Raw genomic sequence first — 12,235 nt, forward strand, 5'->3', positions numbered from 1 at the left:
AGCACTCATGAATTTTCTGTCCCCCCTGATGGTGTTCGCCGCCTGCGGGATGCTGGCGACCCCACTGTTCGCCGCCGAACCACTGTGCGAAGCCAAGCGCGCCGATATCCAGACCCAGATTGACCAGGCCAAAGCGGCCGGCAACGGTGAGCAACAGGCCGGACTGGAAAAGGCCCTTGCTGAAAATACCGACCACTGCACTGATGCCGGTTTGATCAAGGCCCAAGAGAAGAAAGTGCTGGAGGCCAAGCAGGAAGTCGGCAAGCGCCAGGCAGATCTGGACAAGGCGATGAAGAAAGGTGATGCGGACAAGATCAACAAGCGCAAGGACAAGCTGGCTGAGTCGCGCAAGGAGTTGCAAGACGAGCAGCAGAAGCTGGAAGAGATTCAGCCGGATGAAGACGACGAATGAGGCCAAACCTCTCCGCTGATACACCTTCTGGCATGAGATAGATTTTGTGGGAGCCGGCTTGCTGGCGAATGCGGTGTATCAGCAGCAGATGATGGAGCTGACACAACGTTTTCGCCAGCAAGCCGGCTCCCACACGCTTATCCGCGGCTGCTTTCAGTGATCGCGAAACTCCTTGTGGCACGCATCGCAGGCATCTTCGACGTTGTTCATCGGCGGGATCATGTTGGCGGGGTTCAGCTCAAGGGTTTTGGTCGCAATAACCAACTCCCCGGTCCGGGCCTCCAGCGCTCGGGCCAACTCCTGAAAACGCGCCTGTCGCTGCCAGACGGCGTCCTTGGCGCTGGTGTGCTCCGACTCTTTCACTGCGGGAAAATGCTTCCACGGTTCGTGAGACAACGCATCGAGCTTGACCGCACCCTCGGCGAATTTCGGCCCTTCGAATGGCAATCGACCGCGCAACATGCCGCCGGTGTCTTCGCTGGTCTTGAGCATCTGCTTGAAAATCGCCTTGCGCTGGCCGAGCGGCGAGTTTGGATCAACACCGCCGCAGGCACTCAGCCCCACTGCGGCCATCAACAGCAGACTGATCAACCGAATGTTTTTCATGGCAACGCGCTTCGACTTCATGGCGGCTCATGGCTGAAAAAATGGCCGCCAGTATCTGCGCGCGCCATTGAAAACCCAAGTGAAGGATAGCTATCCCGTCAGACCGAGATGCCAAACAACGCAACGACCAGCGCCAGGCCAATGAACCACACCAGTGAGCGAAGGGCCGCAAGGTCGGTCAGGTAGAAAATGATGTAGAGCAAGCGCGTGGTGACGAACAACACGGCCAACACATCGATGGTCACCAACTGCGCTACACCGGCGATGTGAGCGATGATCACGCCCGCAGCGAAACCGGGAATGGCTTCAAAGCTGTTTTGCTGGGCAGCATGAGCTCGACGGGGCAGACCTTCTAGACGCTCAAGGAAATCCCGAGGGTTGTGGTTGTCACGCAGGGCGAACTTGCCGCTGCCGAACTTGGCAATCGACGTGCATACGAGCGGCAGCAGAATCACGATCAACACGCACCAGAAGGCAACGGTCATTTGAATCTTCCTTTTTAAATATGAGCGTCTTTAAAACCTGAGCTTCATCAGAAGCATTCCGAGTAATACCAACCCACAGGCTAAGAGCCGTGGCCGACCGAAAGGTTCTTTCAGGTAGCGCATACCGAACAGCACCACCAGCACGACGCTGACCTCACGCAAGGCCGCCGCTTCTGCCACCGACCCCAGCTGCATCGCCCACAACACCAAGGCATAGCTCAATAACACGCAAAATCCTACGCTCAAGCCCAGTTTCCACTGCTCCCGCCAGAACAGGGTGAATGCGGGACGCTTGCTGACCATCGCCAACAGCGGAAAAGGCCACGCACTGATGAGCGTCAACCACACCATGTAATCCAGCGGCGCAATGCCGCGCTTGAGTGCCTGCCCGTCAATAAAGGTGTAGCAGCCGATGCACAGCCCGATCATTGCCACCACCGGTAGCATCGACCACGGCAACCGGTCTCCGCCGCCGCCCTGCCACAGCAGGCAGATCATGCCGCAGGGAATCAGCAAGATGCCGAGAATCTGCTGGGTCGTCAGGTGTTCCCCGGCGAAGATCAGCGTCAGGGCCAGCACCACCAGCGGTGAAAGTCCGCGCATCAACGGATAGACCAAACCCAGATCGCCCACCCGATAGGCCTTGATCAGCAGCACGCGATAAAGCAATTCGAACAATGCCGACGCCACCAACCATGGCCAGATATGCAAAGGAGGTGGCGAAACGAATACCAGCGCCAATACCGCCAGCGCAAACGCGACGACGTCCATGCTGGCGATCACTAACACACGTTCGCCGCTGAATTTGATGAGGGTGTTCCAGGTGGCATGCAGCACCGCTGCGATCAGAACCAACGTTGTCGCGAGCACTTGCTCTCCTTATCCGCCCGAACGCAGGGCCGAGCGATTTTTTCTTCTTGTCGGGCAGGCATCGATTCGCCCTCACACCCCGTGGCGGTTGAGGATAAAGGATTCCCAAGGCAGGAACACGCGATGCAGGGGTGTGAATTTCGATGTTTTTCACTGCTGCGACCGCCCCGACGTTTGGCTAAGATGCCAGCCATCACAGCCGACACCGGCTGTACCGCAATGCCCCAGGAGCCTCAATGTCCAGCGAAGAAGACACCACCGTCAGTGGTGCAGCGCCCATGATTCCCGATCAGCGCCGTGAGCTGATGCTGCGTCAGTTACGCAAACACCAGGTGCTCAGCGTGCACCAGTTGATGGAAATGTTCGATTGCTCGCACATGACGATCCGCCGCGACATCGCATTGCTCGAACAGAGCGGCCGCGCGTATTCAGTGACGGGCGGCGTGCGCATCGCAAGCCAGGTGCACAGCGAGCCGAGCCATCAATCGAAAGCTGTCGTCGAACTGCCGCACAAGCAGGCCATGGCGCGTCTGGCTGCCGGACTGCTGCACCCGGAGATGACGGTCTATCTGGACGCGGGCACCAGCACGCTGGAGCTGGTGCCGCACATCGCCGCACTGGCTGGCATGACGGTGGTGACCAACGACTTTGGCGTGGTCAATGCGCTGGCCGATGCCACCCATGTGAACGTGATTCATACGGGCGGGCTGCTGGATCACCCGAACCGTTCCTGCGTAGGCGGGCTGGCGGCGGCGACCTTGCGCCATCTGGCGACCGACGTGGCGTTCATGTCCACCAGTTCGTGGGATTTGCAGCGCGGCACGACAACGCCTTCGGCGCTGAAAGTGGAGGTCAAGCAGGCAGCCATGCAGGCGGCGTCACGCAGCGTGCTGCTGACCACCAGTTCCAAATACGGCACGTTCGGCATGTACAAGGTGGCGAGTCTTGAGCAGTTCGACGCGATCATCAGTGACGACGGATTGGCCCAGGCGGCGGCTGACAGCATTCGTGCTCAGGGAGTTGAGTTGATGTTGGCGTCGGTCGACAAGCGCTGAATCCATGCCGTGAGATGGCCCTTGTGGGAGCCGGCTTGCTGGCGAATGCGTGAGATCAATCACAGATGAGTGGACTGACACACCGCCTTGGCCAGCAAGCCGGCTCCCACAGGTTCTGCGTCAAACAATAGGCCCAGTAAAACGCGACCTTTGCACCCTGAAAGCCCCGGCTCTAAACCGGGGCTTTTTTGTGTCTGATCAAAAAACGATCAATGTTAACTTTTGTTAAATTGAAAAACTGCTTCACATTATCCGCTCACAGGTTCACTATCTTTAACAGATCAGAACAAACACCGTTCGAGTGCTGGCTAAACTTCGGCGCTCAACCCGAGGAGAGACACATGAATAACAAGAACGTCGGCGTAATTGGACTGGGTGCCATGGGTCTTGGCATCGCACGCTCCCTGTTGCGCAGCGGATTCAACGTTCATGCCTGCGACGTACGTGCAGCGGTCACCGAACAATTCGCCAGCGAGGGCGGTGTTGCTTGTGCAACCCCGGCCGCCATGGCTGCCGCTTGCGACGTGATCATCACCGTCGTCGTCAATGCCGAGCAAACCGAAACCGTCCTGTTTGGCGAAAACGGCGCTGTCGCCGCGCTCAAGCCGGGCAGTCTGATCATCGGTTGCGCCACCGTCGCCCCTACTTTCGCCATTGAGCTGGGCCAGCGCCTGACCGAAAAAGGTCTGCTGTACCTCGATGCGCCAATCTCTGGCGGCGCTGCTAAAGCCGCAGCCGGTCAGATGACCATGATGACCTCCGGCCCTGCCGACGTTTACGCCAAAGCTGACGCTGTCCTGAATGGCATGGCGGGCAAGGTTTATCGTCTGGGAGACGCTCATGGCCTGGGCTCGAAAGTCAAAATCATCAACCAGTTGCTGGCGGGCGTGCACATTGCTGCGAGCGCCGAAGCCATGGCGCTGGGTCTGCGTGAAGGCGTTGACGCTGACGCACTGTACGAAGTGATCACCAACAGCGCCGGTAACTCGTGGATGTTCGAAAACCGCGTGCCGCACATCCTCAAGGCTGACTACACGCCTCTGTCGGCTGTGGACATCTTCGTCAAGGATTTGGGGCTGGTACTGGATACCGCCCGCGCCAGCAAATTCCCGCTGCCGCTGTCGTCCACCGCGCACCAGATGTTCATGCAGGCGTCGACCGCAGGCTTTGGCCGTGAAGACGACTCCGCCGTGATCAAAATCTTCCCGGGCATCACCCTGCCGGGCGCCAAAGCCGCCAACGACTGAGGAATCGCAGATGAGCACCACGACTCCGCGCCCTCTGCTGGGCTGCATTGCCGACGACTTCACCGGCGCCACTGACCTGGCCAACATGCTGGTACGCGGCGGTATGCGCACCGTGCAAAGCATTGGTATCCCGAGCGCTGACAGCTTGTCGGAGCTGGACGCCGACGCCATCGTCATCGCCCTGAAATCCCGCACCACGCCGACTGCCGAAGCGGTCGAGGAATCGCTGCAAGCCCTGCAATGGCTGCGTGATCGTGGCTGCGAGCAGATCTTCTTCAAATATTGCTCCACCTTCGATTCGACCGCCAAAGGCAACATCGGCCAGGTCAGCGAAGCGCTGCTGGAAGCACTGGGCAGCGACTTCACCCTCGCCTGCCCAGCGTTCCCGGAAAACGGCCGGACCATTTTCCGTGGTCACCTGTTCGTGCAGGACCAACTGCTCAACGAATGCGGCATGCAAAACCACCCGCTGACGCCGATGACCGACGCCAACCTGGTGCGCGTGCTGCAATCGCAGACCGAAAAGAAAGTCGGCCTGCTGCGTTACGACAGCATCGCCAAAGGCGCGGAAGGCGTGCGTGCGCGCATCGCCGAGCTGCGTGCCGATGGCGTGACCATGGCCATTGCTGACGCGTTGTCTGACGCTGATCTGTATGTGCTGGGCGAAGCCTGCGCTGATCTGCCGCTGCTGACCGGCGGTTCGGGTCTGGCACTAGGCCTGCCGGGCAACTTCCGCAAAGCGGGCAAACTGCGCGACATCGACGCCGCGCAGCTTGAGCCGGTCAACGGCGGCGAAGTGGTCCTGGCCGGTAGCGCTTCGGTCGCCACTAACGGTCAGGTCGCAGCGTGGCTGGAAGCCAAGCGCCCCGCCCTGCGCATTGACCCGCTGGCATTGGCCGACGGTAAGCCAGTGGTTGAAGACGCATTGGCCTTTGCTCGCGATGCCGGCCAGACCGTCCTGATCTACGCCACCAGCAGCCCGGATGAAGTCAAAGCCGTGCAGCAAAAGCTGGGTGTCGAGCGCGCAGGCGCGATGGTCGAGGAAGCCTTGGGCAAGATCGCCAAAGGTCTGCTGGAGTCGGGCGTGAAGCGCTTCGTTGTCGCAGGCGGTGAAACCTCAGGAGCCGTCGTTCAGGCGCTGGGCGTGAGCCTGCTGAAAATCGGCGCACAGATCGATCCTGGCGTTCCGGCGACCATCAGCAGCGGCGAGCAGCCTTTGGCACTGGCGCTGAAATCCGGCAACTTCGGTGGCCGCGATTTCTTTGACAAGGCCCTGAAGCAGCTTGCAGGCGGTGCGAGATGAGCGCCGAAAACAAACTGCGTGAAGAGATTTGCGACATCGGTCGCCTGCTGTTCGGACGCGGCTACACCGTAGGCAGCGCTGGCAACATCAGCGCGCGCCTTGATGATGGCTGGCTGATCACCCCGACCGACGCGTGCCTGGGTCGTCTCGATCCGGCGGCCATCGCCAAGGTCAATCTGGCTGGCGAATGGGTTTCCGGCGACAAACCGTCCAAAACCCTGATGCTGCACCGCGAAGTCTACGACCGTAATCCGGGCGTCGGCGGCGTGGTGCACACCCACTCCACGCATCTGGTGGCGCTGACCCTCGCAGGCGTTTGGCGACCGGACGACATTCTGCCGCCCATCACCCCGTATCAAGTGATGAAAGTCGGTCACATCCCGCTGATCTCGTACGAGCGCCCTGGCTCGCCGAAAGTCGCCGAACAGGTGGCGAAACTGGCGAACAGCGTGCGTGGCGTGATGCTTGAGCGGCTGGGGCCGGTGGTCTGGGAAAGCTCTGTGGCCAAGGCGGCCTACGCCCTGGAAGAGCTGGAAGAGACTGCGCGTCTGTGGCTGATGAGCAATCCCAAACCCGAGCCGCTGGACGCAGCGGCACTGGACGATCTGCGTCAGGCCTTCGGCGTGACCTGGTAACGCCTTAAACAGTGTTTGACTGAAGGCCGTTTCGGCGGCCTTTGGCAACCCGGCACGCCGGAAACAATAACAACAGGACACCCAACACGACATGACCCCACTACTTCTCATGACCATCGCTGGAGCCGGTATCGCGCTGTTGCTCCTGCTCGTACTCAAATACAAATTCCAGCCGTTCGTGGCCCTGATGCTGGTCAGCATCATCGTCGCGCTGGTCGCCGGGGTAAAACCGGCCGATCTGGTGGCGACCATCGAAGGCGGCATGGGCAAGACCCTCGGCCACATCGCGATCATCATCGCGCTGGGTGCCATGATCGGTCGCATCATTGAACTGTCCGGCGGCGCGGAAGCGCTGGCCAAGACGCTGATCAATCGCTTCGGCAACAAGCGCACGCCGCTGGCGTTGACCGTGGCCGGTTTCATGGTCGGTATTCCGGTGTTCTTCGAAGTGGGCGTGATCATCCTCATGCCACTGGCCTACGGCGTTGCTCGCGCAGCTCGCAAGCCGCTCCTGATCTTCGCCCTGCCAATGTGCGCGGCGCTGCTGTCGGTTCACGCGTTCCTGCCGCCGCATCCGGGCGCTGTCGCGGCAGCCGGTCAACTGGGTGCTGATCTGGGCCGCGTGCTGATGTTCGGTATTCCGATGGTCGCAGTGCTGTGCCTCATCGGCTACGTGATTGCCGGTCGCATGACCCGCAAGACCGTCCCGATGACCGACGACATCCGCAGCGAAGTCTACGGTCCGCACATCACCAACGAAGACTTGGTGGCGTGGGCGAACAACGACTACTCCAACGCCAAAGAAGCCACCCACACCAAAGAGCAGGGTCTGGAAGAGAGCGCCAGCAGCCTGGCCGCTCGCTTGCCAAAGGCGCCAGCACCGGGCGCGGGCCTCATCGTGGCGCTGATTCTGCTGCCGATTATCCTGATCCTGCTGGGCACCCTGGCGACCACCATGCTGCCTGCCGACTCAGGCCTGCGCAGTGTGCTGACCGTTCTCGGCGCGCCACTGGTTGCGCTGCTGATCGACACCCTGCTGTGTGCCTGGATTTTGGGTTCGCGTCGCGGCTGGAGCCGTAGCCAGGTGTCTGACGTGATCGGTTCGGCCTTGCCGGGCGTGGCGATGGTGATCCTGATTGCCGGTGCGGGCGGCGTGTTCGGTAAAGTGCTGGTCGATACCGGTATCGGCGCCGTAGTGTCTGAAGCACTGCGCAGCACTGGCCTGCCGGTTCTGGCGCTGGGCTTCATCCTGACCCTGCTGTTGCGCGCTGTTCAAGGCTCGACCACCGTGGCGCTGGTGACCACTGCCGGTATCCTCAGCCCGCTGATCGCGACCCTGAACCTCTCCGCCAACCACATGGCCCTGCTGTGTCTGGCCATGGGCGGTGGCGGCCTGGCGATGTCCCACATCAACGACGCCGGTTACTGGATGTTCACCAAACTGGCGGGCCTGAACGTCGGTGACGGCCTGCGCAACTGGACCTTCCTGGTGACCGTTCTGGGTACACTGGGCTTCCTGTTCACTTTGCTGCTCTGGCCTTTCGTTTAAGCCCTTCTGGAGACAAACATGCCTCGTTTCGCTGCCAACCTCAGCATGCTGTATCCGCAACACGACTTCCTCGACCGCTTCGCTGCTGCGGCGGCAGACGGTTTCGAGGCGGTGGAATACCTGTTCCCGTACGATTTCACGGCGGCCGAAATCAAACAGCGTCTGGTCGACAACAAGCTGACTCAAGCGCTGTTCAACGCCCCTCCGGGTGATTGGGCCAAAGGTGAGCGCGGCATTGCTTCGCTGCCGGGTCGTGAAGAGGAATTCCGCGCTGGCATTCAGAAGGCGCTGGAGTATGCAGCGGTACTGGGCAACGATCGCATCCACGTGATGGCAGGCTTGCTGCCGAGCGAAGACCTGCGCGAGAAGCACCACGCGGTGTACATCGAAAACCTGCGCTACGCGGCGCAGGAAGCGGCCAAAGTAGGTGTCACGGTGCTGATCGAGCCGATCAACACCCGCGACATGCCGGGCTTCTTCCTGAACCGTCAAGATCAGGGCCAAGCGGTGTGCAAGGAAGTGGGCGAGGCGAACCTGAAAGTGCAGTTCGACTTCTACCACTGCCAGATCGTCGAAGGCGATGTGATCAGCAAACTGCGTCGCGACTTCGCAGGCGTCGGCCACATCCAGATCGCGGGCGTGCCGGATCGTCACGAGCCGAATCTGGGCGAAGTGAATTACCCGTGGATCTTCGAAGAAATCGACCGCCTGGGTTACACCGGCTGGATCGGCTGCGAGTACCGTCCGAAGGGCGATACCAGCGAAGGGTTGCAGTGGTTGCGAGATTGGAAAGCTGCTAACCCGGCGTAACATACACCGCTAAACCCGTGGGAGCCGGCTTGCTGGCGAAGGCGTCAGGTCAGACAGCACAACGCTGAATGACACACCGCCTTCGCCAGCAAGCCGGCTCCCACAAGGTTTGTTCGTTTCGTCAAATCATTCGCCGATCACTTCTTCCTTGAACTGATCCTTGATGTACGTAATCTCGGTCTTGCCATGCGGTGCGGGCAAACCGTCCTCTCCCAGATTCACGAACACCATTTTGTCGACCGTCAGAATGCTCTTGCGGGTGATCTTGTTGCGCACTTCGCACATCAGGGTGATCGACGTACGGCCAAACTCCGTAGCGGTGATGCCCAACTCAATAATGTCACCCTGGCGCGAGGCGCTGACGAAGTTGATCTCGGAGATGTACTTGGTCACCACACGCTGGTTGCCCAGTTGCACGATGGCGTAGATCGCCGCCTCTTCGTCGATCCAGCGCAGCAGGCTGCCACCGAACAGCGTGCCGTTCGGGTTGAGGTCTTCGGGCTTTACCCACTTGCGAGTGTGGAAATTCATGATTCGCTCCTGTCATCTGCCTGTTGATGACCAGCATAGTGCCAGCCCTGGGCATTAACCTCCATTGAGCATCGACTATGGTCTCGATTAGTCGCTCGTCATTTATCTGAACGCGCCTCTTGGGCTGAACCAGAGACGCCGCTATACTCTCCCCCGCTTCAAAAAACGGTCATCACCGCTTGATACCGTTTTCCCGCCACCTGTCCGAGGGGCGCTGCAGCAGGTCAGACCTGTCAGGCTCGGATGGGGCGTTGTCTGCTCGCTTCGGGCAGGCCTTAAACGCACAACGGCGCCCATTCGCACACTACGAATGGAGACTCTTTATGAGCGCTGTACTGACGCCCAACGATTTCAACGACTACAAGGTCGCGGACATTTCCCTGGCTGCCTGGGGCCGTCGCGAAACCATCATCGCTGAATCCGAAATGCCAGCCCTGATGGGCCTGCGTCGCAAGTATGCCGGTGAGCAACCGCTCAAGGGCGCGAAGATTCTCGGCTGCATCCACATGACCATTCAGACTGCCGTGCTGATCGAAACCCTGGTTGCCCTGGGTGCCGAAGTACGCTGGTCGTCCTGCAACATTTTCTCGACTCAGGACCAGGCCGCTGCTGCCATTGCCGCTGCCGGTATCCCGGTATTCGCCTGGAAAGGTGAAACCGAGCAAGAGTACGAGTGGTGCATCGAACAGACCATCCTGAAAGACGGTCAGCCTTGGGACGCCAACATGATCCTCGACGACGGCGGTGACCTGACCGAGATCCTGCACAAGAAATACCCGCAGATGCTGGAGCGCATCCACGGCGTCACCGAAGAAACCACCACCGGCGTTCACCGCCTGCTGGACATGCTGGCCAAGGGCGAACTGAAGATCCCTGCGATCAACGTCAACGACTCGGTCACCAAGAGCAAGAACGACAACAAATACGGCTGCCGTCACAGCCTGAACGACGCCATCAAGCGGGGCACCGACCACCTGCTGTCGGGCAAGCAAGCGCTGGTTGTCGGCTACGGCGACGTGGGCAAGGGCTCGGCTCAGTCCCTGCGTCAGGAAGGCATGATCGTTAAAGTCACCGAAGTTGACCCGATCTGCGCCATGCAAGCCTGCATGGACGGTTTCGAAGTGGTTTCGCCGTTCATCAACGGCGAAAACGACGGCACCGAAGCCAGCATCGACAAGGCTCTGCTGGGCAAGATCGACCTGATCGTGACCACCACCGGCAACGTCAACGTCTGCGACGCGAACATGCTCAAAGCGCTGAAAAAACGCGCTGTGGTCTGCAACATCGGTCACTTCGACAACGAAATCGACACCGCTTTCATGCGCAAGAACTGGGCATGGGAAGAAGTGAAGCCTCAGGTGCACAAGATCCATCGTACCGGCGCTGGCGAGTTCGACCCACAGAACGACGACTACCTGATCCTGCTGGCCGAAGGCCGTCTGGTGAACCTGGGCAACGCCACCGGTCACCCAAGCCGCATCATGGACGGCTCGTTCGCCAACCAGGTCCTGGCTCAGATCTTCCTGTTCGGCCAGAAATACGCTGACCTGAGCCCGGCTCAGAAAGCCGAGCGCCTGACCGTCGAAGTTCTGCCGAAGAAGCTGGACGAAGAAGTGGCACTGGAAATGGTACGTGGCTTCGGCGGCGTCGTGACCAAACTGACCAAGACCCAGGCCGACTACATCGGCGTGACCGTCGAAGGTCCGTTCAAGCCGCACGCTTACCGCTACTGATACGTCTGCGGGAGTGGCTTGCCCACCGTCATGGGCAAGCCACTCCCGCACGAACGACCGCTACTCTGTGGGAGCCGGCTTGCTGGCTCCCACAGGATTTGAGTCAGGTTTTAGAGTTTCCCAGGATACGACCATGTCCCAAGACCGTCGCTACAGCTTCGAATTCTTCCCGACGAAGACCGACGCTGGTCATGAAAAACTGATGGCCGTTGCCCGTACGCTGGCAGGCTACAACCCTGACTTCTTCTCCTGCACCTACGGTGCGGGCGGGTCCACGCGCGAACGTACAATCAGTACCGTGATGCAACTGGAAAAAGAAGTGAACATTCCGTCCGCTCCGCACCTGTCGTGCGTGGGTGACAGCAAGGCCGATCTGCGCGGTCTGCTCAAGCAATATCAGGAAGCCGGCATCAACCGCATCGTCGCGCTGCGCGGTGACTTGCCATCCGGGATGGGCACCTCCGGCGGCGAATTGCTTCACGCCAACGATCTGGTGAGCTTCATCCGTGAAGAAACTGGCAGCCACTTCCACATCGAAGTCGCCGCTTATCCTGAAATGCATCCACAGGCGCGCAATTTCGAAGACGACATCAAGAACTTCGTGCGCAAAGCCAATGCCGGTGCCGACAGCGCCATCACCCAATACTTCTTCAACGCCGACAGCTATTTCTACTTCGTCGAGCGCGTACAGAAGCTGGGTGTGAACATCCCGATCGTGCCGGGCATCATGCCCATCACCAACTACAGCAAGCTGGCGCGCTTTTCTGATGCCTGCGGCGCAGAAATCCCACGCTGGATTCGCAAACAACTGGAAGCTTACGGCGACGATTCAGCGAGCATCCTGGCGTTTGGCGAGCAGGTCGTGACACAGATGTGCGAGCGATTGTTGCAAGGCGGCGCACCGGGTTTGCACTTCTACACGATGAACCAGGCTGAACCTAGCCTGTCTGTCTGGAACAATCTGAAGCTGCCCCGCTAAACGGCGGAAATCTGTCTCGA

13 protein-coding genes and 1 riboswitch are annotated in these 12,235 nt (G+C 59.9%); of the genes, 9 read left to right on the forward strand and 4 right to left on the reverse strand.

The genetic code is table 11. The annotated features are described in order from the left end of the window. Positions 1–7: 7 nt before the first annotated feature. Positions 8–412 (forward strand): DUF1090 domain-containing protein, encoded by a 405-nt coding sequence (locus tag ACI5GA_RS14520; protein WP_421423078.1) that lies wholly within the window; start codon positions 8–10, stop codon positions 410–412. Between the two features lie 153 nt (positions 413–565). Here ACI5GA_RS14520 and ACI5GA_RS14525 read toward each other — a convergent pair whose 3' ends face one another. The 3 genes from ACI5GA_RS14525 to ACI5GA_RS14535 all read right to left on the reverse strand — a co-directional run bounded on the left by ACI5GA_RS14525 (position 566) and on the right by ACI5GA_RS14535 (position 2,373). Beyond that, entirely contained in the window at positions 566–1,018 is a 453-nt protein-coding gene (locus ACI5GA_RS14525) for a c-type cytochrome (protein WP_421425480.1), read from the reverse strand. Between the two features lie 98 nt (positions 1,019–1,116). Further along, on the reverse strand, positions 1,117–1,503 hold the full coding sequence (locus ACI5GA_RS14530) for an MAPEG family protein (RefSeq protein ID WP_421423079.1): 387 nt from the start codon (positions 1,501–1,503) through the stop codon (positions 1,117–1,119). Between the two features lie 30 nt (positions 1,504–1,533). Next, positions 1,534–2,373 (reverse strand): EamA family transporter, encoded by an 840-nt coding sequence (locus ACI5GA_RS14535; protein WP_421423080.1) that lies wholly within the window; start codon positions 2,371–2,373, stop codon positions 1,534–1,536. Between the two features lie 236 nt (positions 2,374–2,609). Between ACI5GA_RS14535 and ACI5GA_RS14540 the strand changes: the two genes are divergently transcribed. From ACI5GA_RS14540 to otnI, 6 genes are all read left to right on the forward strand, one after another. Next, complete coding sequence (locus ACI5GA_RS14540) at positions 2,610–3,428, forward strand: DeoR/GlpR family DNA-binding transcription regulator (protein ID WP_404636668.1); 819 nt, start codon at positions 2,610–2,612, stop codon at positions 3,426–3,428. Positions 3,429–3,640: 212 nt separating this feature from the next. Beyond that, on the forward strand, positions 3,641–4,675 hold the full coding sequence (gene ltnD, locus ACI5GA_RS14545; RefSeq protein WP_421423081.1) for an L-threonate dehydrogenase: 1,035 nt from the start codon (positions 3,641–3,643) through the stop codon (positions 4,673–4,675). 10 nt (positions 4,676–4,685) lie between these two features. Beyond that, positions 4,686–5,978 carry a 3-oxo-tetronate kinase gene (gene otnK / locus ACI5GA_RS14550; protein ID WP_421423083.1) on the forward strand — a complete coding sequence of 431 codons (1,293 nt, stop codon included), beginning with the start codon at positions 4,686–4,688 and terminating at the stop codon, positions 5,976–5,978. Then, a complete protein-coding gene (locus ACI5GA_RS14555; protein ID WP_404636671.1) occupies positions 5,975–6,613 on the forward strand; it encodes an aldolase in 639 nt (212 codons plus the stop codon). The genes otnK and ACI5GA_RS14555 overlap by 4 nt, the downstream gene beginning before the upstream one ends. Positions 6,614–6,704: 91 nt before the next feature. Beyond that, positions 6,705–8,162, forward strand: a complete 1,458-nt coding sequence (locus tag ACI5GA_RS14560; protein WP_421423084.1) for an SLC13 family permease — start codon at positions 6,705–6,707, stop codon at positions 8,160–8,162. An 18-nt stretch (positions 8,163–8,180) separates the two neighbouring features. Further along, positions 8,181–8,972: a 2-oxo-tetronate isomerase gene (otnI, locus tag ACI5GA_RS14565; RefSeq protein ID WP_421423085.1), complete on the forward strand. Its 792-nt coding sequence runs from the start codon at positions 8,181–8,183 to the stop codon at positions 8,970–8,972. A 126-nt stretch (positions 8,973–9,098) separates the two neighbouring features. Here the strand turns inward: otnI and ACI5GA_RS14570 are convergent, their stop codons facing one another. After that, positions 9,099–9,503, reverse strand: a complete 405-nt coding sequence (locus ACI5GA_RS14570) for an acyl-CoA thioesterase (RefSeq protein WP_108237708.1) — start codon at positions 9,501–9,503, stop codon at positions 9,099–9,101. Positions 9,504–9,703: 200 nt separating this feature from the next. Then, positions 9,704–9,805, forward strand: a riboswitch (S-adenosyl-L-homocysteine riboswitch). A gap of 21 nt (positions 9,806–9,826) precedes the next feature. Here ACI5GA_RS14570 and ahcY point away from each other — a divergent pair. Further along, positions 9,827–11,236 (forward strand): adenosylhomocysteinase, encoded by a 1,410-nt coding sequence (gene ahcY, locus ACI5GA_RS14575; RefSeq protein ID WP_404636674.1) that lies wholly within the window; start codon positions 9,827–9,829, stop codon positions 11,234–11,236. 133 nt (positions 11,237–11,369) lie between these two features. After that, positions 11,370–12,215, forward strand: coding sequence for a methylenetetrahydrofolate reductase [NAD(P)H] (gene metF, locus ACI5GA_RS14580; RefSeq protein WP_404636675.1), 846 nt, complete (start codon positions 11,370–11,372; stop codon positions 12,213–12,215). The last annotated feature ends 20 nt before the right edge of the window (positions 12,216–12,235 follow it).

Origin of the sequence: Pseudomonas sp. Pseu.R1 (genome assembly GCF_045764065.1) — a bacterium.
GTDB lineage: Bacteria > Pseudomonadota > Gammaproteobacteria > Pseudomonadales > Pseudomonadaceae > Aquipseudomonas.